Source organism: Actinoplanes auranticolor (assembly GCF_018332655.1).
GTDB classification, from domain to species: Bacteria; Actinomycetota; Actinomycetes; order Mycobacteriales; family Micromonosporaceae; genus Actinoplanes; species Actinoplanes auranticolor.
Genome location: NZ_BOQL01000086.1, coordinates 47877 through 68914, shown reverse-complemented (window position 1 = coordinate 68914; position 21038 = coordinate 47877). Strand labels below are relative to the sequence as shown.

The following is a 21038-nucleotide window of genomic DNA, read 5'->3' as shown; positions in this document are numbered from 1 at the left end:
GTAGCCGGCAGCACCTCGCCGCTGGGCTCGAACGAGGGCGCGGTGATCATCTCGTCGGTGCGCTGCGCCGGCACCCACACCCTGCCGTTCACGCCGGCCCCGTTCACCCCGGCGGTCATCGGGTCGCTCCGGCGGTGACGGTACGGCGGGCGGCGACGGTCTCCACGACCCCGCCGACCCCGGCCGCCGCGACGCCGGCCAGGACCCCGCCGGCTTTGAGCGCGTGGTGGGCACCCCGGCCGCGGGTGGCGGCGACGAGGTTGCGCAGCACTGCCCGGGGCAGCGAGCGCAGGTAGTCGCGTTCCGAGCCGAGGCTCTGCGCGCCGTCCAGCAGGCCCGCCATGGCGACCTTGCCGCGCCCCTCGGCGTAGCAGCGGCGCAGGAAGAAGCCGAAGGTCGAGCTGCTCGCCGGTACCGCATGACGAATCACCGCGGCGGGCACGTACATCCAGCGGCCGCCGGCCAGCGCGCTCATCCGCAGGCACAGCTCGGTGTCCTCGGGCCGGTTCTGGCTGCCGAGCTTGCCGAAGCCGGTCCGGAACCCGCCGACCGACAGGAAGGTGTCGCGGCGCACGATCATGCTGGCCGACCACACGTTGCGCACCGGCGCGGTGGTCGTCGGCATGCCGGCGTACGAGCCGCCGACGGCCCAGAGGAACTCCTCCGGCATCCAGGTCGGGGCCGGTCCCTCCCAGGCCGGGTCGATGCCACCGCCGGCGCCGACCACCTCGGGAGCCGCCGCCAGCGGCTGGACCAGCAGCTCCAGCCAGTGCGGGTCGGCCACCGTGTCGTCGTCGAGGAAGGCGATCAGCGAGGTGCTGGTGTGGAACGCTCCCGTGTTGCGGTTGCCGGACACGCCCTGGGTGTAGAGGTTCTCCAGGACGGTCACGCCGGCCAGGTCGCGGCGGGCCCGGCGGAACAACGCCGGGTTGTGGTCGACCACGACGACGATCTCTGCCGGGGTGTACGTCTGCGACCGCGCTGAGGCGACGGTGCGCACCAGGGCGTTCCAGCGCTGCTCGCTGTGGGTCGGGATGACGATGCTGACGGCGGGGCGGGGGGTGGGTTCCACGCGGGTGCTCCTCGGGACGGGTGGGGGACCGGGGGACTGCAGGGCGGGAGAGCCCGGTCGGGAAGTTGCCTGGGTTTTCCGCTGCGGGGTGGCTCAGTCCTCGCGGGTGGCGCGGGACTGCAGCGCCCGGATGTCGTCGGTACGGCGGGTGCCGACGTCGTCGCGGCGCAGGCCCCGATTGAGGTGCGCGACGTGCTGGCGGGGGTCGCCGGCCGGGGTGACCCCGGCGGCGGGCGGCCGGTTGACCACCTTGTTCAGCGCGTGCACCGGCGCCGTGTTCGCCGGGGTGGCGGTCGGGTGCTGGTGCAGGATGACGCCGGTGCCCTGGCTGCCGTCACGGCGCTGGCGGCGCATCCGGCCGTACTCGCTGAAGATGGTGCGCAGCACCCGGAAGCCGTCCCGGAAGGTGTTCAGGTTGCTCTGGCCGTGGATGCGGGCGTGTTCGATGCTGCCGACCTCGCCGACCTTCATACCGTCGGCGGCGGCCCGGATGTTGATCATCGTTTCGATCTCGAACCCGTCGCCCCACAGCTTGCTGCCGTCGGTGGGCCGCGGCAGGGCCGGGTCGGGCAGGGCCAGGGTCGGCACGACCCGGCGCCAGAAGGCGTTGTAGCCGTAGCAGAGGTCGGTGAACCGGGTCCCGAACAGGACGTTCACCACCAGGTTGAGGCCGTCGTTGCCGAGCTTGCGGAGCTTGGTGATGTCGTGGCTGTGCCCGCCCTTGTCGAAGCGCGAGCCCTTGACGAAGTCGGCGCCGGCGACGAGCTCGGCGACGAAGCTCGGGATCTCGGCCGGGTCGGTCGAGCCGTCGGCGTCGATCATCACGATGATGTCGCCCGTGCAGGCGGCGAAGCCGCAGGCCAGGGCGTTGCCCTTGCCGGTACGGGTCTGCTGCACGATCACCACGTCCGGGCGCAGCTGGCGGGCCACGGCGACCGTGCGGTCCCGCGATCCGCCGTCGACCACGATCACCTCGTCGATGCCGTCGGGCAGTTTGGCGAACACGTGCGGCAGGTTCCGCTCTTCGTTCAAGGTCGGAATCACGACGCTTACGGTCGGTGACGGCTGCCCGTTACTCGGCGTGTTTCCCGAGGTCGTGGAAAGCTGCATGTCGGTCCCTTCGGGGGCGGCAGTTGCGACGTAATCGGCGGTTTCCGGGGAGGGAAACCCAAGTCGCTCGCTTCTGCCGCTAAATCTAGCAACACGCTACGTAGCGTCAACTAACCAAAGGGCCAGGGTGCCGATGCCCGTGCGGTGAACCCTGACCAATCGAATGACCTGGGGTTATGCACATGGGCAACAAGACCAGCCGCAAGCCCCAACTGTTACATTCAGTAACGGACGGAGAGGCGCTGGAGGTCGGAGACCGGCATATCGGCGCCATTGCGGTCCAGTCAACGGATCCATGGTCGCGAGTAGGACATAGTCCTAATGTCGGATAAAGCCCAGTGATCCGAATCACTCTGTGTGATGTAACGGTGCGTAATTTGTTGGTTGCCAACGGGTTAGATCTCGGGCTGGGCGGCGCGGTGGGGTGTCGATGGATAAGTTGTCACTGTGATGTCAGTGCCGGCTGTGCGGCGTACCGCGCGGTCGTCGACACCGTGGGTGATCCGGTGACGACGACCGACGCGCTGTGTATCTGCGGCCATCAGCGATCCGCCCACGAGCACCATCGGGCCGGCACCGAGTGCGCGTTCTGCGGCCCCGAGCGCTGCCCGCGTTTCCGGCGTCGCCGCTGGTGGCACCGGCGCGGTTGAGCGGGACCGGGGTCGCCGCGGAGGAGTGGTCGCCCCGCCGGCGGGTAAACACCCTGCTGCTCACGGTGTGGACGCCGGGTCGCGAAAACCTACTCTTTCTGTAGGCTAACTTCTACTTCGCGGGGCGCCGCGCGCCTCGCCGGGTGGCGCCGCCGCGCCGTACGAGGAGGTAGCCCCATGCCGCTCCCGGGCTTCTTGATCGCCGGCGTCCCGAAGGCGGGCACCACGGCTCTGCACGCCGCGCTGGTCCGGCACCCGCAGCTCTACCTGTCCAGGGTCAAGGAGCCGAAGTTCTTCCTGTCCGACGGTCCGCCGCCCACGCTCGGCGGACCCGGTGACGTGCAGACCTATCAGGAGCACGTGTGGCGCCGCGCCGACTACGAGGCGCTGTTCGCGCCGGCCCCGCCGGGAACGCTGCGGGGCGAGGCCACCCCCTTCTACCTGTACGACCTCGACGCCCACGACCGCATCCAGGCCCTGGTCCCGGACGCGAAGCTGATCCTGCTGCTGCGCGACCCGGTGGACCGGGCGCACTCCAACTGGACCCACCTGTGGAGCGCGGGCCTGGAGCCGGAGGCCGACTTCCTCACCGCCTGCCGGGCCGAGGAGCAGCGCCGGGCGGACGGCTGGGCCCACTTCTGGCACTACATCAGCCTCGGGCTGTACGGCCGCCAGGTGCAGCACCTCTACAAGGTGTTCCCTCGCGAGCAGGTGCTGCTGCTGCGCTACCGCGACCTCAAGGACGCGCCGGCTGCCACCCTGGACCGGGTCTGCGACTTCCTCGGCGTACCGGCCGGCGTGCTGCGTGAGATCCCCCGGGAGAACGTGAACCGGCACGTCGTCGAGGACAACGGCGTCAACCGGGTGCTGCGCGGGTTGCTGCGCACCGGCGGGCAGTTCGGCCACCGGTTCCCCGTACCGCTGCGCCTGGCCGCCCGCGGCCCGATCCTGACGCTGCTGCACCGCAAGCAGGGCACCCGGCCGGTGACCACCCCGCAGGAGCGTGCCGCGCTGCTGCCTTTGTTCGTTGACGACATAGCGTTGCTACAGGACGTCACGGGGGAGCGCTACGACGACTGGCTCTCCGTGGACCGACACGCCCGCGCGCGGTGACGGGCCCTCGAATCCCTATTATCTCTATAGATGATGCAAACTTGACCCGATACTCTTCGCTGTGTCGCCGACGCCACGAAACGGAGCCGCCTTGTCCATCGGAACTCAAGCTCTCCCGTTGCCTCGCTGGGAAGAAGCCACGGTGGTGGTCGAGCCGCCCGGTGACGAGCCGGGTGCCTGGGCGGGCGCGCCGTCCTCGATCGTCGCGGACGGTGAGGTCTATCTGGCGTACCGGCTGCGGCTGCCGATCGGTGCGGGCCGGGGCATCTCCAACGTCGTCGCGCGCTCGGCCGACGGGCTGCGCTTCACCGTCGTGGCCGAAGTGGGCAAGGACGCCTTCGGTGCCGAGTCGCTGGAGCGCCCGGCGCTGGTCCGCACGCCGCAGGGTCGCTGGCGGCTCTATGTCAGCGCGGCCACCCCGGGCACCAAACACTGGCGGGTCGACCTGCTCGAGGCCGACACCCCCGAGGGGCTGGCCACGGCCACGCCGCACACGGTCCTCGCCGGTGACGAGACGGTCGGCGTCAAGGACCCGGTGCTGCACCACGACGAGTACGGCTGGCACCTGTGGGCGTCGGTGCACCCGCTCGAGTCGTGGGACGACGCGGACCGGATGACCACCGAGTACGCCACCAGCCCCGACGGCGTGCAGTGGACCTGGCGCGGCACGGCCCTGGCTGGCCGTCCGGGTCAGTGGGACGCGCGCGGCGTGCGGGTCTCGTCGGTGTCCGTGGACGGCGACACCATCGTGGCGGCCTACGACGGCCGCGCGACCGCGGGGGAGAACTGGGAGGAGCGCACCGGTACCGCTCGCGGGGTGCGCCTGCCGGACGGCAGCTTCGGCGAGCTGACCGCGGAGGACGGCGAGCCGGTCGGCAGCCCGTACGCCCCCAACGGCCTGCGGTACCTGAGCCTGGTCACCCTGCCCGACGGCCGCCGGCGCATCTACTACGAGGCCACCCGCCAGGACGGCGCTCATGATCTGCGGACGGAGCTCGTCTACTGACGGCATGAGAGGCGGGTCACGAACACCGGGCCCGGCTCACCGCTCAAGATCGACCTGGCCTAGCGTCGATCGCATAACGCCCGGTCTCCGGGGCCCGCCACCATCAACGGCGGATCAGTACCGAGAGACCGTCCATGGCGGAGCCCGTCCCACGAGGACGGGCTCCGCCATGTTTGTCTCCGCTTCACGACTGCTGGACCCGGTACCACGGATCGCGGTCGAGGTGGTGATTGCGTGTGCTCCGGCGGCCAGTACCGCGCGCAGCGGCCTGCACGACCAGGAATGGGTCGGCACCCGGGCGGTCCGGCGGCCGGGTCGCGCATCCGCCCTTGCTTCCGCATTTCGCGGACGTCGCCGATGACCGCCCCGAAAGCGGCGTTGACTGTCGCCGGTTCTTCGTCGGTGAGGACACCGTGGGCCCCCTCGTGGGCCAGTCCGTCGTCCGAGGGCTCCTGTTCCTGGACAGATCCGTCTCTTGCCGGCGGGGACCACGGATACGTGCCGGACGGTGCGTCATGATGAGCAGCTGACTGACTACACTGCGTGGTATCGGCGGTGGGCGGCGCCAGATATAACCAGGCTGCACCCGGGAAAATGCGCAGAGTGACGACGCTGCGAGTGATCCGTACCACTGCGACTATTCGGACATCGGGTGTTCCGGCCTATCTGTGCTGGTGAGGCCACACTGCCCGACTCCTCCGCCCGCCGTCCGGTTGCCGGGCGCTTCGGTGCTGCTGGGCGAATCCTGTGAGCCGAGATAGACCTGTCGGGGTCCCTGTGTCGTGACCCCGCTCATTCGGGCAGCCCGGGATGGCCGCTCGGCCAGCAGCACCGCAGCTCAGTGGTCAGTTGACTCTGCGTAGCGCTGCGGTAGATTTGGTGACAGAAGCGAGCGAGTCCGGCTTCTCCCTCAAAAGCCCCACACGCTGCGCAATCGTTACCGCGAAGGAACCGACATGCCGCTCCCCGCACCCCCGATCACCACTAAGGGTGATGACATGCGGTCACCTTCGGTGAAGGGCCGTACTCCCCGGCCGCCCCTACGGCCACGGCCCAGCACCGCTCCCTCGTGGTGACCCGCACCGCCCCGCTCCCGATCCCCCCGCACCCGGAAGGCACCGCAGACATGCTGGATTTCAAGGACCTCGCCCCGACCATCACCCGCCAGCGCATGGTCGTCGAGGGGTACCCGACGTTCGTGATCACCGACGAGCACATCAAGGACTATCTGAAGAAGCTCTCGGACGTCACCGACATGATCACGATCATCGAGCCGGTCACCCACGTCAGCGACCTGTACGGCTGGGCCGGCTGGATCCACTGGGAGACCTCCGGCGCACACTTCTACTCGTGGGAGCGCCCGATCTCGTTCTTCAGCGTCGACATCTACACCTGCAAGGCGTTCGACCCGCAGACGGTCATCGACTTCACCAAGGAGTACTTCCGGACCACCGAGCTCGTCGCCAAGGAGTTCTGAGCATGAGCCCTGCGACCACGGCCCGCTACGACCTCGACCCGGCCGCCGTGCGGCGCATCACCGCGGCGTTCCTGGCCGCGCACCCCACGGGCGGCCGGTTCGTGACGGCGGTCGTCGGGCCGGACAGCGACCTGGCCGCAGTCGGCCGGGCCCTGGAGCGGCAGGTCTTCTCCGAGACGTTCGGCAACGACGCCGCGGTGATGGCCGCCGAGTACGGACCGTACGAGGCGCGCAGCCTGTTCTTCGTGGTCATCGATCGCAAGCGGGGCGTACCGGCCGGCGTGGCCCGGATGATCGAGAGCCACGGCGCCGGGGTCAAGACCGTCGACGACGCCCCGCCGCACGTCGGCGCGGACGTCGCCACCATCCTCGCCGCGCACGGCATGAACGGTGAGAAGGTGTGGGACTGCGCCACCCTCGCGGTGCTGCCGCAGTACCGCGGACGCCGGTCGGCTCTGCTGGTCAGCACCATGATCTACCGGACCTTCCTGGTCCTGGGCCGGCGCCACGGTGTACGGCACGCGGTGTCGATGCTCGACAAGGGCGCGTACCGCAACCTCACGACGATCGGCGTGCCGATGCGGACGCTGGCCGGCTCCGGGCCGTTCGAGTACCTCGGCTCGGCCGAGAACCGCGCTGTCCACATGGACTTCCCGGCCATCGAGGCCGCCGTGCGCGAGCAGGCCGCGCGGATGCGCCGGGCCGCCCGGCCCGGCCGGGCCACGCTGCGCCGCGGCGGCCTGCGCAAGCTGCTCACCCGCCGGGTCGCGGCCGGCGTGTCGCTGCGCATCGGTACGGGTAAGGACGTCGATGACCACATCGTCGTCGTGCCGGGCGAGCAGGGCGTCTTCCGCCTCGACTCGATCGGCTGATGCCCACCGCCCGCGTTTGCCCAGCCGGAGGCGAGGGTACGTCGCCTGCAACCACGAGGGGGGCGAGCTCGCGGTGACGGAACAGGGGGCGGCAATGCGGACGCTGGGCGGGCGGTATCAGCTCCAGCAGCGCATCGGCATCGGCGGTATGTCCGAAGTGTGGCGTGGACACGACCAGGTGCTCGACCGGCCCGTGGCCGTCAAGATCATGGCGCCCGCGGTCGAGGGCACGCTGGGTGAGGTCAACGGCGTGGACCTGGTCCGCACCGAGGCGCGCTCGGCTGCCCGGCTCGCGCACCCCAATGTCGCCGGCGTGCACGACTTCGGCACGTCGCTGACGCCGGGGCACGAGGTGCCGTACATCGTCATGGAGCTGGTCGACGGGCAGACGCTCAGCGAGCACCTCGGCGCCGGGCTTCTCGACTGGCGCATCGCCGTACGCGTCTGCGCCGAGGTCGCGGCCGCGCTGGCCGCCGCCCACTCCGAGCAGGTCGTGCACCGCGACATCAAGCCGGCCAACATCATGCTGACCCCGGCCGGGGCCAAGGTGCTCGACTTCGGCATCGCGGCGGCGATCGGCAGCCACGATCCCGACCCGGACGGCCCGGTCATGGGTACGCCCGCCTACGTCGCCCCGGAACGCTTCGAGGGGCTGCCGGCGACCCCGGCGTCCGACATGTACTCCCTCGGCGTGCTGCTCTACCACTGCCTGTCCGGCCGGCTGCCCTGGCAGGCCGCCACCCACACCGAGCTCGTGGAGGCCCAGCGGCACCGCGACCCGGACCCGCTGCCGGTCATCGAGGGCATGGCGCCGGAGGTGCTCGACCTCTGCTCGCGCTGCCTGCACCGGGACCCGGCCGAGCGCCCCACCGCCCTGGTGGCCGCTCTGCTGCTGGCCGAGGCCGTGGACGCGCGGGTGTACGTGCCGCTGGTGGACCTGAGCTCGGTGATGCCGAGGCCCTCCCGGGTGTCGGCCTGGGACGAGCGCGCGGCCGAGGCGCCGACGAACATGGCGCTGCCCGTCGAGGCCGACCTGGACACCACGTACCTCGGCGACCGTCCCGGCCGGCACCGCGCCGGCTGAGCCGGCCGCCTCAGCGACCCGCCAGCCAGCGCGGATAGGTGAAGCGGGTGATGGTCAGCTCGGGGTGGTCGAGGACGTGCCGGACGAAGCCGGCCCGCTCCTCGTCCAGCTCCGCGATCCGCTCGGGCGGCGGCGCGACATGGCGCAGCAGGCCGGCGTACAGCCAGTCCTTGCACCGGTACGGCCGCCGCAGAGCCGCCATGATCAGCTCGGCGAGGTCGGGCTCCTGCTCCGCCGGTACCCCGCCGCGGGTGAAGTCGCGCAGCACCACTTCCTTGGTGGTCCACGGCGAGCAGATCCAGGACTTGCGCAGCTCCGGCAGGAAACGCTCCTCCCAGCGCAGGTACAGCACCGCGTACGGCGCGTAGTGCGCCCGGACAGCCGGGTCCTCGGCCCGGCAGAAAGCGCTGATGAGGCCGTCGAGGGTCAGGTCGAGGCGGCGCCGGACCGTGTTCTGCGCGGCGCGGTTCCAGCCCTGCCGGGCCCAGATGTCGTTGGCGCGTTGCCGGGAGCGCATCGCCTCGGCCAGCAGTGCGTCGTGCCGGGCCAGCGCCGCCGCGCGCCGGGCCTGGTCGGGTGAGACCAGGTCGAAGACCCACGGCTGGTCGTCGGGGAGCGCGCGCACTGCCGCAGCATGTCAGGTATGAGCCCGTGCCGCCCAGCGGGAGCGCTCCGCGGGCGGCACGGGACACCTCTCAGCCGCTGCGCGGGACCACCACCACGGGCCGCCGGGCCCGGCGCACCAGCCGGGCCGACACCCCGCCGAGCAGCACCCGGCGGGCCGGGCCGTATCCGCGGGAGCCGCAGAACAGCACGTCGACCTCGTCGAGATCGGCGAGCGACTCCACCACGTCGCCGGTGCGGACCTCCCAGTCCGTGTCGACGCCGGCGACGGTCTCCGCGGCCCGGCTCAGCGACAGCTCGTAGGTCTCCCGGGCGGTGTCCAGGAAGGCGTGCTCGGCGTCCTGGCCGACCAGGAACGGCAGCGTCGCGTCGGCCTCCGCGACGACCGTGTAGAGCCGCAGCGGGGTCCCCGTGCGCCTGGCCAGCCGGCCCGCCGTCTCGAGCGCCGCCCGCCCGTCAGGTGTGTCGACGTACGCGACGCCGATCCGGCCCACCGCACCCGGCGGCGCCTCCATCCCGGCCGGGGCGACCGCTACCGGGCAGTGGCTGCCGGCCAGCAGCCGGTCGGCCGTGCTGCCGGCGAAGAGCCGGTGCTTCGGCCCGGCCCGGCCGGAGCCGACCACGATCGTCTCCGCGGCCAGCTCCTCGGCGAGGTCGTGCAGGCCGTGCGCGGCCGAGGTCGACGCGACGACCCGGTACGTGACCTCGCCGGCGTCGCCGCCCAGCACGGACCGGGCCTGGTCCAGGACGGCCTCGGCGGCCCGGTGCCGGTCGGCGACCCACTCGGCGTCCACCCGGCCCGAGCCCAGCGCGGACGGCGCGGGGTGCACCACGGCCACCACGAGCGGCGCGCCCAGGGTGGTCGCCGCCCACCGGCCGAAGGCCAGCGCGTCCTCGGCGGACGGGCCGCCGTCCACCCCGACGATGACGGGGGCGGTCGCCGGGGCGGTCACCGCGGATCCCCGGGCGGCGGCGTCTCCGGCGTGGTGTCCCGGGCCCAGCTCGGCGTGCCGCCGTCCGGGCCGGGGGTGCGCAGCCGGGAGTGCCGGTAGCCGTACAGGAAGTAGATGGCCAGGCCCAGGGCGAGCCAGATCAGGAACCGGATCCAGGTGCTCAGCGGCAGGTCCGCCATCAGGTAGACGGCGAAGAGCACGCCGAGGATCGGCAGGAACGGCGACCACGGCACCCGGTACGGCCGGGGCATCTCGGGCCGGGTCCGGCGCAGGATGATCACGCCGACGTTGACCAGCACGAAGGCGAACAGCGTACCGATGTTGACCAGTTTGACGATCTCCGACAGCGGCACCAGCGCGGCCAGGACCGAGATGAGCACGCCGAGCACGATGGTGAGCCGGGCCGGGGTGCCGTACCGCTGGTTGACCGTGGCGAAGCGCTGCGGCAGCAGGCCGTCGCGGCACATGGCGAAGAAGATGCGGGTCTGGCCGTACAGGATGACCAGCACGACGCTGGTGATGGCCACGACCGCGCCCAGCGCCAGGATCGAGGCCGCCCAGCTGATCCCGGCCCCCTCGTCCAGGGCCGCGGCCAGCGGCGCGTCGCTCGCCTCGAGCTGCGCCGGGCTGGCGATGCCGATCGCGCCGACCGCGGTCAGCACGTAGAAGATCGTGCAGATGATCAGCGATCCGATGATCGCCAGGGGCAGGTCCTTGGCCGGGTTGCGGGCCTCCTCACTGCCGGTGGAGACCGCGTCGAATCCGATGTACGCGAAGAAGATGATCGCCGCGGCCGCGGTCACCCCGTCCACCCCGCTCGGGGCGAACGGCTGGAAGTTGCCGGTGCCGAAGTTGACCAGCGCCACCACGATGAAGAACAGCAGCACCGCAAGCTTGACGCCGACCATGACCAGGTTGACCCGGGCGCTCTCGGTCACCCCGCGGACCAGCAGCGCGGTGATCGCCAGCACGATGAAGACGGCCGGCAGGTTGAAGATGCCGCCGTCCTCGGGTGACTTGGAGATCGCGTCCGGCAGCGCCACCCCGAAGGCCGAGTCGAGGAAGGCGTTCAGGTTGCCGCCCCAGCCGACCGCGATGGCGGCCACCGACACCCCGTACTCCAGAATCAGGTCCCAGCCGATGATCCAGGCCACGATCTCGCCCAGGGTGGCGTAGGTGTAGGTGTAGGCGCTGCCGGAGACCGGGATGGACGACGCCAGCTCGGCGTAGGACAGGGCGGAGAACGCGCACGCCACCGCGGCGAGCACGAAGGAGAGTATCACCGCCGGGCCGGCCACGCCGGCCCCTTCACCGATCACCACGAAGATGCCGGTGCCGATGATGGCACCCACACCCATGGCGGTCAGCTGCGTGGAGCCGACGGCCTTCTTGAGCCCGTGGCCTTCCTCGGTGGTCTCGGAGATCAGCGACCGGACATCGCGGATCGCGAACATTCCCGGCCTTCGGTTCGAGCCTGTGGCCATGCTGGCCCACCCTCCACATGCCTCGGCGGCCGCGTGGAGTCCGCCGTCGTGGACACATCCCCGGCCGCGCCCCGGGTGTGGCCGGATGCGAGCGGGGTGCATCGATGACCACCGCTGAGACCGTGGCCGTCCACCTGCGGAAACCGCAAGATGATCTGCATGATGCGGCGAACTTGCCCGCTGCGGTTGCTCTTTGCGGCTCGCGGTGGGTGACCTCGCCATGACGCTCGGCGCACCGGCTGTCCGCTCGGCGCACGGAAACGTCCGGCAGCCTGCGGGGTGAACGGCGGGCGTTGTAGCGTGGGCCCACGGGTAACCGGTGCGGAGGGCGAGACCATGGGCGAGGCCGTGATGACCACGCGGCGGCAGGCGGACGGCGCGATCGTGGTCGACGTGCGCGGCTCACTGGACGCGGCCACCGTGGACGCGCTGCGGCACGCGCTGGTGAGCACCCTGCACGCCGAGCGCCCGGTCTCGATGATCGTCGATCTGACCTTCGTGACGTTCATGGACTCGATGGGCGTCGGCGCCCTCGTCTCCGGTTACAACGCCGCCCGCGAGACCGGCAGCCGGTTCGTGCTGCGCAACCCGAGCGAGTTCGTGCACCGCCAGCTGCGGATCACCGGCCTGGCGGAGATGTTCGGGCTGCCGTCGGCGTCACCGGGCCCGCAGACATACACCCCCTGAGACTGCTGCAGGCGGGCCGGTCCGCCGGTTATGGTGCCGTCATGGAACCGGCGGTCGGGGCGTGGTGCGACGGCACCGAGGTCTGCTTCCGGCTCCAAGATCATGAACACCGGCTGACCGCCGTCCGGCTGCGCAGCGGCGTGGCCGCCGGCGACTTCGCCTACGACGGCGAGACCCGCACCTGGCAGCTGCGCCTGCCCCGGCCCCCCGTGCACCGCATCGAGTATCAGCTCGACCTGGACCGCCGGGACGGCACCACCGAGACCGTGGCCGACCCGGACAACCCCCGGCGCGCCGGGGACGTCTCGGTCCTGGTGTGTCCCGGCTACCGCGAGCCCGGCTGGTTGCACCTGCCCCAGGCCACCGGTCAGTGGCGCGACGTCTACCTGCCGATGCCGGCGGTGCGCAGCGAGATGGTCGCCCGCGTCTGGTCGCCGGACACGAACACCGACCGGGTGCTGGTCGCCCACGACGGCCCCGACTACCACCGGTACGGCGAGCTGGGCCGCTACACCGCGGCGATGATCGGGGCGGGCCGGGTGCCGCCGTACCATCTCGTGCTGCTGCCGCCGGGGGAGCGCTTCGAGTGGTATTCGGCCAGTCCGGCGTACGCCCGGGCGCTGACCCGCGACGTGCTGCCCAAGCTCGCCGCCGAGCTGGGCACCGACCGGCCGGTGGTCGCGGCCGGCGCCAGCCTCGGCGCCCTGGCCGTGCTGCACGCCCAGCGCCGCCACCCGCAGCGCTTCGCCGGGCTGTTCCTGCAGTCCGGCAGTTTCTTCCAGCCGCGCTACGACCGGCAGGAGTCCGGCTTCCGGCGCTACCTGCGCATCGTCCGGTTCACCGGCCGGGTGCTGCGGGCCCCCGCGTTCGCCGGCCCGGTCCCCGCAGTCGTCACCTGTGGTGCGGTGGAGGAGAACCTGGCGAACAACCGGGACATGGCGGCGGCGCTGGCCCGCCAGGACTACCCGGTCAGCTTCACCGAGGTGCCCGACGCGCACAACTGGACCGGCTGGCGTGACGCCCTCGACCCGCACCTGACCACGTTGCTGCAGACAGTGTTTCTTTAACGGGAGGCGCCATGGCCGACGTCGAGCACACCATCGGACTGCTGCTGGGCACCGAGGACGACTGGCCGCGGGCGTACGAGGCGTTGCTGCGCCGCGTCGGTGTGGTCACCGACCCCCAGGGCCGCACCCACCGCACCCGCAGCGTGCGGGTCACCATCGAGCCGTTCAACCTGCGGGACTCGCCGAAGCACGACCTGGTCATCGACCGGCTCGCCTACTGGTACTACCACCCGCGCGAGTGGCTCAAGAAGATCGCGCTGATGGACGACGTGTACCTGCTCAACAGCCCGTTCACCTTCCAGTCGATGGAGAAGCACGCCGCGTACTGCGCCATGCTGCGGCTCGGGCTCAAGGTGCCGGAGACCGTGCTGGTGCCGTTCAAGAACCCCCTGGACAACTCCCGGTACGCCTACACCTCGGCGCGCTACAACCAGCCGTTCGACCTGGAGGCGCTGGCCGAGTCCGTGGGCTATCCGATGTACATGAAGCCGTACGACGGCGGGGCCTGGGTCGGCGTGTCCAAGATCCGCGATGTGGCCGAGCTGCACGCCGCGTACGACGCCTCCGGTGAGCGGCTCATGCACCTGCAGGCGGCCGTCGAGGACTACGACGTGTTCGCCCGGTCGCTGACCATCGGCCCGGAGACCATGGTCATGAAGTTCCGGCCTGAGCTGCCCATGCACGAGCGCTACGCGGTGGACCACGACTTCCTCAGCCCCGACGTGGGCGACGAGGTCGTGACCATCTCGAGGCTGGTGAACGCGTTCTTCCGCTGGGAGTTCAACAGCTGCGAGTCGCTGGTCAAGGGCACCGAGGTACACCCCATCGACTACGCCAACGCCTGCCCCGACGTGGCCGTGACGTCGCTGCACTACTACTTCCCGTGGGCGATGTCGGCGCTGCTGCGCTGGACGATCTACTGCGTCGTCACCGGGCGCAAGCCGCGGCTGGACACCGACACCGCGGAGTACTTCGCCGTCGGCGACGACCCGTCGCTGGACTACGGGCAGAAGCTCGCCCGCTACCGCCGGCTCGCCGACGACTACTTCGAGACCGAGCGGTACGAGGAGTTCTGCGCCAAGTACCTGGGCCACGTCGACGAGATGGTCGCCGAGTGGGTCGGCTCCGAGGAGTTCCGTTCCCTGCTGCGCGAGACGGTCCGCGCGATGTATCCGCCGCACGAGCACGAGCGGTTCCTGGGCCACTTCAACGGCCTGATCGACGCCTGGCTCCGCGATCACGCCTGAGCTGCGCCGTACCCGCCCCTTGACGGGAGCCCTCGGTAAGTCGTAGCTTTCCGTTCGTGGCTACTTACCAACCGGAGGACGGCTGGGACGCACTGGGCGATCCCAGTAGGCGCGCCATCCTCGAGTGCTTGGCCGTACGGCCCCGGGCCGTCGGGGAGCTCGCCGACGAGCTGCCGATCAGCCGGCCGGCCGTCTCGCAGCACCTCAAGGTGCTCAAGGAGGCCGGGCTCGTCACCGACCGCGCGGCCGGCACCCGCCGGGTCTACCGGCTCAACCCGGCCGGTGTGGGGGCCCTGCGCGATCAGCTCGAGACGTTCTGGACCCGTGCCCTGGAGGGCTATCAGGACGTCGCCGACCAATCGACCGAGGAGACGTCATGACCGAGACAGCGGAGCAGGTGGTCCGCCGGCAGATCGTCGTGCAGGCGCCCATCGAACGCGCTTTCACCCTGTTCACCGAACGCTTCGGCGACTTCAAGCCGCCGGAGCACAACCTGCTGGGCGTGCCGATCGCCGAGACCGTGTTCGAGGCCGAGGCCGGCGGGCACATCTACGACCGGGGCACCGACGGCAGCGAGTGCCGCTGGGCCCGGGTGCTGGCCTGCGACCCGCCGGACCGGGTCGTGTTCAGCTGGGACATCAACCCGCAGTGGCAGGTCGAGGACGACCCGGAGAACACCAGCGAGGTCGAGGTCCGGTTCGTCGCCGAGACCCCGCAGCGCACCCGGGTGGAACTGGAACACCGCCACATCGACCGGCACGGCCCCGGCTGGGAGTCGGTCCGCGACGGCGTCGCCCACGACGAGGGCTGGCCGCTGTACCTGACCCGCTTCGCCGCCCTGGTCGACCAGGGCGGCACCTTCTAGGCGGGTGGCCGGCGGCGGTGCGTGATCGCGTACAGCCCGAGCAGCAACAGCGACAGCACGATCAGCGCCGGGCCGAGGACCTGCTCGCCCATCCGGTCGATCAGGACCCCGACGCCGGCCGGGATCAGCGCACCGCCCAGGCCCGCCGCGCCGATCTGCACGCCGATCGTCCGGTCGGCGTGCAGCGGCCCGACGCGGTCGGCCGTGGTCAGCGTGAGCAGCGGGAACACCGGCGCCGCGGCGAAGCCGATGACCATCAGGCCGGCCACGGCGAGCCAGCCGGGGCCGGGCAGCGCCACCAGCCCCGAGCCCGCCACCAGGCCGATCAGGCTGCCCACCAGGATCCGGGTGGTGCCGACCCGCTCGACGACGAACCCCTGCACGACCCGGCCGACGAACAGGCTCGCCCAGTACGCCGACACGCAGATGCCCGCGACGGCCGAGCTGACGCCCCGCTCGTTGGTGAGGAACAGGAACGCCCACAGCCCGGCGGTGATCTCCAGCGCCACATAGACGGCGAAGGCGGCCGCGCTGATCCACACCGCGGGGATCGCCAGCGTCACGGCGATCCGGGTCGGGGTGGGTGCACCGCCGCCCGGCCCGGCGTCGCCGCCCTGCTCCGCGGTGGCCGGCCGGGCCCGGTGCTGCGCCCAGGAACGGCGGGTCAGCGCGAACGCCAGCGCGAGCACCGCCTGGCCGGAGGCGACGATCCCGTACCCCCAGTGCCAGGACAGGGCGCCGCTGAGCACGGCGGTCATGATCAGCGGTCCGATGGCCACGCCGAGGCCGAAGAACGCGTGCATCCAGTTCATGTGCCGGGGCCCGAACGCACCGGCGGCGTAGGCGTTGAGCCCGGCGTCGATGGCCCCGCCGCCGAATCCGGCGATCAGGGCGCACGGGACGAGGAAGGCGAAGGCCGGCGAGACCGCGTAACCGGCCAGCGCCAGGCTGGCCAGCGCGGTGCTGACGGCCAGCAGCCGGCCCACCCCGAGCCGGGCGATGCTGAAGCCGGCCGCCACGCTGGAGACCAGATAGCCGGCCGTACCGGCGAACAACAGCAGGCCGACGGTGTCGGTGCCGACCCGGAACTCGCCGGCCATCGACGGCCAGCCGACGCCGAGCAGCCCGTCCGGCAGACCGAGGCTGATGAAGGCGAAGTAGGCCAGCAGCAGCACCGACATGCGGACGACCGGCGCCGCGTCCGGCGTCGGAGGGCGGGCATCGGCAGCGGCGTCGGACGGCAACGAGGTCACCGGGTCATCGTGGCACGCGGGGGAGCGGCCGCGATGCCCCACGGGGGCGGGCGGGCGACCGGCGGAATTGTCGGGGGGTCGGCCTAGAGTTCAGGGCGTGCATATCCGGATCGAGGGCAGCGACCTGCCCGGCCGCCGCGCCGGCGCGCAGGCCGACGAGCTGCGGCTGGGCAACGTGCAGGTCGGCGTGCAGCGCAAGCAGGAGGTCGTCGAGGGGGTCAGCGCCACGGCGGCCGAGGCGGTCTGGGAGTTCGAGGTCACCAGCCGCGAGGTCGACGGGCTGCTCGACGTCGGCGGGCCCTACGTGCACGGCCGGCCCGGCGCCCGCTTCCTCTACCTGAGCTGGGGCGCGGTGCACGGCGAGACGTTCGCGGGCTTCCGGCGGGCCAAGCTCCTGTTCGGCGACATCCCGGCGCCGCTGCTGCGCGCGGCGCACGACAGCGGCGGGAAGCTGGTGGCCCGGCTGGGCCTGACCGATGCCGCGGGCGGGCCCCGCTGCGCCCGGGTACGCCCACCCGACATCACCTGGCAGCTCGCATGACCGCACCCGGGGCCGAAGGGGTCACGGTCCTGCACGGCTTCATCGCCCGCGACGGCGCCCTGTGCCTCTGGGCCGAGACCGACCACGCCGTGCCCGCCGCGTTCCCCGGGTCCGACCACCCTGCGCCGGGTGCGGTTTCCGGGGCCGCTTCGCTGAGTGACGGTCCCGGGACCGCCATGCTGGGCGATGCGCCCGGGTCGGCCCTGCCCGGCGCAGTGGCCGGGTCGGCCTTACCGGGCGCGGTCGCTGCCGGCGTGGACGCTTCGTCTCCGGGTTCCGACCGTGCCTCCGTACCCGTGCATCGGCGTTCCGGTGGCAAGCGGGCGCGGCCGCGCGGGGCCGTACCCGAGCACGGTTTCGCGGTGCGGCTGGCCGGCCCGGATCGGGCCGCGACGCTGGTGCTTCCGTCCACCAGCACCGGACCGCTGCCGTCACCGCAGCTCGGGATGCCGCCGCGGCGCGGCGAGCCCCGGCTGCGGGCCTGGTCCGTGCCCGCGGTCACCGTGCCGTTCGTGACCGACGACCTCGCCGACGAGTACGGCGGCCGCGCCGCTCCCTCGCTGAGCTACCTCGCCGAGGTCTGTGCGTTCGCGGCCTCGCTGGTCACCCGTGGCCGCGTCCTGCCCGGCGTGCTGCGCGACGGCCCGCGCCCCCGCGCCGTCTGGCGGCCCGTGCTCACCGGTGCCGACGCCGCCCGGCACGCCGACCTGCTGCGCCGCATGCCTGCCGCCTGCCGGGCCGAGCGCGCCCGCCCGGGAGACGTCGACGGGCTACCGGCCGCCGACACTCTGCACGCCGCGCTGCACCGGCTCGTCGACGGGCTGGTCCGCACCCGGCTCGCCGAGGCCGGCGTGTCCCTCGACGGCGCCGCCTGGCTCACCGCCCTCGCCGCCGAGCCCGAGTTCGACGTGCGGCCCGGCGAGCTCGATCAGCTCACCGACGCCCTCGACGCCTGGCAGGCCGAGGCCACCAGCGGCGCCGCCGTCCGGCTCTGCTTCCGGCTCACCCACCTGGCCGAGCTCGAGCCGGAGGAGCCCGACGCCACCGGCACTCCCGAGCCCGTCGCGGCCGAGGACGCCTGGCTGCTCGAGTTCCTGCTGCAGCCGCTGGACGAGCCGAGCCTGCTGGTCACCGCCGAGGACGTCTGGCGGGACCGCAGCGCGCCGTTGCGCCGCTGGACCCACCACCCGCACGAGCGGTTGCTCGCCGGGCTCGGCCGCGCCGCCCGGCTCTTCGGCGACCTCGACGCCGCGCTGCGGGTGGCCCGGCCCACCGAGCTGGTGCTCGACACCGAGGGTGCGCACCGATTCCTGAGCCACGCCACCCTGCTCGAACAGGCCGGCTACGGCGTCCTGCTGCCCGCCTGGTGGCGCGAGCCGCAGAGCCTCGGCCTGGCGCTGGAGGTCCGCCCGCGCGACCAGACCGCCCATGTGCTGCGCGACGACGCCGCGGACCTGGCCACCATGGTCGGCTACAACTGGGGCCTCGCGCTGGGCGGGCGCACGCTGACCGAGGACGAACTGGCCGACCTGGCCCGGGTGAAGGTGCCGCTGGTGAGGCTGCGCGGCCGGTGGGTCTATCTCGACCCGGAGCGGTTGCGGGCCGGGCTGGAGTTCCTGCGGCGCGGTGGCGGCACCATGACCGCCGGCGAGGCGCTGCGCCTGATCCGGCTGCTGCCGCCCGAGGAACTGCCCCTGCCGGTGACCGCCTTCGGGGGCAACGGGTGGCTGGCCGACCTGCTCTCCGGGCGGCTGGGGGAGCGGCTGGAGCTGCTGGAGCCACCCGCGGGGCTGGCCGGCGAGCTGCGGCCGTACCAGTTGCGGGGTTTCTCCTGGCTCTCGTTCCTGGACGGGCTGGGGGTGGGCGCGTGCCTGGCCGACGACATGGGCCTGGGCAAGACGGTGCAGCTGCTGGCGTTGCTGCTGCACCGTGGCGGTGGGCCGACGCTGCTGATCTGCCCACTGTCGGTGCTGGGCAACTGGCAGCGCGAGGCCGCCCGGTTCGCGCCCGGTCTGCGGGTGCGGGTGCTGCACGGCGCCGACCGGCCCGAGCCGGCCGAGCTGCTAGACGGGACGGATGTGGTGCTGACGACGTACGCGATCGCCACCCGCGACGCCGACGCGCTGGCCGCCGTGGCCTGGGACCGGGTGGTTCTCGACGAGGCGCAGCACATCAAGAACAGCGCGGCGGGCGTGGCCAGGGCCGTCCGCCGCTTCCCGGCCCGGCACCGGGTCGCGCTCACCGGCACCCCGGTGGAGAACCGCCTGGCCGAGCTGTGGTCCATCCTGGACTTCCTCAACCCCGGGCTGCTGGGCAGCGCCCACACGTTCCGCGCCCGCTATGCGGTCCCGATCGAGCGGTACGCCGACGAGGACGCCGCCGCCCGGCTGCGCCACGCCACCCGGCCGTTCATGCTGCGCCGGGTCAAGGCCGACCCGGCCGTCATCCAGGACCTGCCGGACAAGCGGCACACCCGGCACCTGTGCGGGCTGACCGTCGAGCAGGCCACCCTCTATCAGGCGGTGCTCAACGAGATGAGCGACCGGCTCAAGGACGAGACCGAGATCCGCACCAAGGGCATCGTGCTGTCCGCGATGACCAAGCTCAAACAGGTGTGCAACCATCCCGCGCAGCTGCTCGGCGACGGCTCGCCGCTGCCCGGCCGCTCCGGCAAGCTCGAACGCCTGGAGGAGATCCTCGACGCCGCGCTGGCCGACGGGGAGAGCGTGCTGTGCTTCACCCAGTTCGCCCGCTTCGGCGCGATGTTGGTGCCGCACCTGGCCGCCCGGTTCGCCGTACCGGTGCGCTACCTGCACGGCGGCACGTCCCGGCGCGAACGCGACGCGATGGTGGCGGCCTTCCAGGCCGACAGCCGCCCCGGCATCTTCGTGCTGTCGCTGAAAGCCGGCGGCACCGGCCTCAACCTGACCGCCGCCAACCACGTCGTGCACGTCGACCGCTGGTGGAACCCGGCCACCGAGACCCAGGCGACCGACCGGGCGTTCCGCATCGGGCAGCACAAGGACGTCCAGGTGCACACCCTGGTGTGCCTGGGCACCCTGGAGGAACGCATCGACCGGCTGATCACCGACAAGGGCGTGCTGGCCGAGCGGGTGGTCGGCAACGGCGAGGGCTGGCTGACCGGCCTGAGCACCGACGACCTGCGGTCCCTGCTGGCACTGTCCCCGGAGGCCGTCGGTGAGTGACCGTTTCTCGGCACCGTTCATCGCCATGTTCGAGTCGCTGCGGATGGCGCCGACGTTCGCCCGCGGCCGCCGCGACGCCCGCGCCGGGCACGTCCGCCACCTGGCGATCTCCGGCAGCCTGGTCGCCGCGCAGGTACGCGGCCCCGACGACCCGGCGGCGTTCCGGTCGAGGATCGCGGTGCGGGGGTTCGGGGCCGCGGAATGGGCCCGGATCGAGGACGACCTGGCGGCCCAGGCCCGGTACGTGGCGGACCTGCTCGCGGGCCGGATGCCGGACGACATCGACACGGTGTTCACCCGCGCCGGTCTGACGCTGCTGCCGCTGTCACTCGACGAGGTGGCGATGGACTGCTCCTGCGAGCGGTGGCCGATGCCGTGCGTGCACCTCGCCGCGACGTTCTACGCGCTGGCGGAATCGTTCGAGACGGATCCGTTCGGCGTTTTCACGTGGCGCGGCCGCGGCCGGGACGAGCTGCTGACCCGGCTCAACCAGCTGCGCGGCACGACGACCCCGGCGCCTGCTGCGGAGCCGGAGGCGGTGGACGCGAGCCTGGGGGAGATCGCCGACTTCTGGGGCGGCGCGACCCCGACCGTGACGCTCCCGGTCCCGGATGCCGGCCGGCCGGATCTGCTGCTGGATCAGCTGGACCCGCCGCCGTTGCGACCGGGGGGCGTGCCGGTGGTCGAGGCGCTGCGGCCCGCGTACCGGGCGCTGCCGGGTTAGCCT

Annotated in this window: 19 protein-coding genes; 13 read left to right on the top strand and 6 right to left on the bottom strand. The window is 72.1% G+C overall.

The genetic code is table 11. The annotated features are described in order from the left end of the window. Window positions 1-115: 115 nt before the first annotated feature. A complete protein-coding gene (locus tag Aau02nite_RS43915; RefSeq protein ID WP_212994624.1) occupies window positions 116-1072 on the bottom strand; it encodes a glycosyltransferase family 2 protein in 957 nt (318 codons plus the stop codon). Between the two features lie 93 nt (window positions 1073-1165). Next, entirely contained in the window at window positions 1166-2182 is a 1017-nt protein-coding gene (locus Aau02nite_RS43910; protein WP_212994623.1) for a glycosyltransferase family 2 protein, read from the bottom strand. An 827-nt stretch (window positions 2183-3009) separates the two neighbouring features. Here Aau02nite_RS43910 and Aau02nite_RS43905 point away from each other — a divergent pair. From Aau02nite_RS43905 to Aau02nite_RS43885, 5 genes are all read left to right on the top strand, one after another. After that, window positions 3010-3945 carry a sulfotransferase family protein gene (locus tag Aau02nite_RS43905; RefSeq protein WP_212994622.1) on the top strand — a complete coding sequence of 312 codons (936 nt, stop codon included), beginning with the start codon at window positions 3010-3012 and terminating at the stop codon, window positions 3943-3945. Between the two features lie 118 nt (window positions 3946-4063). Then, on the top strand, window positions 4064-4951 hold the full coding sequence (locus Aau02nite_RS43900; protein ID WP_246595894.1) for a hypothetical protein: 888 nt from the start codon (window positions 4064-4066) through the stop codon (window positions 4949-4951). 1126 nt (window positions 4952-6077) lie between these two features. After that, the gene (locus Aau02nite_RS43895) at window positions 6078-6428 is read left to right on the top strand and encodes an S-adenosylmethionine decarboxylase (protein WP_212994620.1); all 351 of its coding nucleotides are present in this window, start codon (window positions 6078-6080) and stop codon (window positions 6426-6428) included. A gap of 2 nt (window positions 6429-6430) precedes the next feature. Next, entirely contained in the window at window positions 6431-7300 is an 870-nt protein-coding gene (locus tag Aau02nite_RS43890) for a hypothetical protein (RefSeq protein WP_212994619.1), read from the top strand. A 94-nt stretch (window positions 7301-7394) separates the two neighbouring features. Further along, window positions 7395-8384: a serine/threonine-protein kinase gene (locus Aau02nite_RS43885; protein WP_212994635.1), complete on the top strand. Its 990-nt coding sequence runs from the start codon at window positions 7395-7397 to the stop codon at window positions 8382-8384. A 10-nt stretch (window positions 8385-8394) separates the two neighbouring features. Here Aau02nite_RS43885 and Aau02nite_RS43880 read toward each other — a convergent pair whose 3' ends face one another. The 3 genes from Aau02nite_RS43880 to Aau02nite_RS43870 form a co-directional block, all read right to left on the bottom strand. Continuing rightward, a complete protein-coding gene (locus Aau02nite_RS43880; RefSeq protein WP_212994618.1) occupies window positions 8395-9009 on the bottom strand; it encodes a hypothetical protein in 615 nt (204 codons plus the stop codon). 70 nt (window positions 9010-9079) lie between these two features. Next, window positions 9080-9961 carry a universal stress protein gene (locus tag Aau02nite_RS43875; RefSeq protein WP_212994617.1) on the bottom strand — a complete coding sequence of 294 codons (882 nt, stop codon included), beginning with the start codon at window positions 9959-9961 and terminating at the stop codon, window positions 9080-9082. Further along, on the bottom strand, window positions 9958-11445 hold the full coding sequence (locus Aau02nite_RS43870) for an amino acid permease (RefSeq protein ID WP_212994616.1): 1488 nt from the start codon (window positions 11443-11445) through the stop codon (window positions 9958-9960). The genes Aau02nite_RS43875 and Aau02nite_RS43870 overlap by 4 nt, the downstream gene beginning before the upstream one ends. A 300-nt stretch (window positions 11446-11745) precedes the next feature. Here Aau02nite_RS43870 and Aau02nite_RS43865 point away from each other — a divergent pair, with 300 nt between their 5' ends. The 5 genes from Aau02nite_RS43865 to Aau02nite_RS43845 are packed head-to-tail and all read left to right on the top strand — an operon-like array spanning window position 11746 to window position 15311. After that, complete coding sequence (locus Aau02nite_RS43865; protein ID WP_246595893.1) at window positions 11746-12132, top strand: STAS domain-containing protein; 387 nt, start codon at window positions 11746-11748, stop codon at window positions 12130-12132. Window positions 12133-12173: 41 nt separating this feature from the next. Next, the gene (locus Aau02nite_RS47610; protein ID WP_212994615.1) at window positions 12174-13199 is read left to right on the top strand and encodes an alpha/beta hydrolase; all 1026 of its coding nucleotides are present in this window, start codon (window positions 12174-12176) and stop codon (window positions 13197-13199) included. An 11-nt stretch (window positions 13200-13210) separates the two neighbouring features. After that, window positions 13211-14446: an ATP-grasp domain-containing protein gene (locus tag Aau02nite_RS43855; protein ID WP_212994614.1), complete on the top strand. Its 1236-nt coding sequence runs from the start codon at window positions 13211-13213 to the stop codon at window positions 14444-14446. Between the two features lie 56 nt (window positions 14447-14502). Beyond that, entirely contained in the window at window positions 14503-14826 is a 324-nt protein-coding gene (locus Aau02nite_RS43850; RefSeq protein WP_212994613.1) for an ArsR/SmtB family transcription factor, read from the top strand. Beyond that, complete coding sequence (locus Aau02nite_RS43845; RefSeq protein ID WP_212994612.1) at window positions 14823-15311, top strand: SRPBCC family protein; 489 nt, start codon at window positions 14823-14825, stop codon at window positions 15309-15311. Before Aau02nite_RS43850 ends, Aau02nite_RS43845 begins: the two co-directional genes overlap by 4 nt. Here the strand turns inward: Aau02nite_RS43845 and Aau02nite_RS43840 are convergent. Then, complete coding sequence (locus tag Aau02nite_RS43840; protein WP_246595892.1) at window positions 15308-16564, bottom strand: MFS transporter; 1257 nt, start codon at window positions 16562-16564, stop codon at window positions 15308-15310. The two genes, Aau02nite_RS43845 and Aau02nite_RS43840, sit on opposite strands and share 4 nt — an antisense overlap. Window positions 16565-16661: 97 nt before the next feature. Here Aau02nite_RS43840 and Aau02nite_RS43835 point away from each other — a divergent pair, with 97 nt between their 5' ends. From Aau02nite_RS43835 to Aau02nite_RS43825, 3 genes are read left to right on the top strand one after another with little or no spacing between them, the layout of a single operon-like run. Further along, window positions 16662-17105: a DUF5990 family protein gene (locus tag Aau02nite_RS43835; protein ID WP_212994611.1), complete on the top strand. Its 444-nt coding sequence runs from the start codon at window positions 16662-16664 to the stop codon at window positions 17103-17105. Beyond that, window positions 17102-20311: a DEAD/DEAH box helicase gene (locus Aau02nite_RS43830; protein WP_246595891.1), complete on the top strand. Its 3210-nt coding sequence runs from the start codon at window positions 17102-17104 to the stop codon at window positions 20309-20311. Before Aau02nite_RS43835 ends, Aau02nite_RS43830 begins: the two co-directional genes overlap by 4 nt. Continuing rightward, entirely contained in the window at window positions 20304-21035 is a 732-nt protein-coding gene (locus Aau02nite_RS43825; protein WP_246595890.1) for an SWIM zinc finger family protein, read from the top strand. The genes Aau02nite_RS43830 and Aau02nite_RS43825 overlap by 8 nt, the downstream gene beginning before the upstream one ends. Window positions 21036-21038 lie beyond the last annotated feature (3 nt).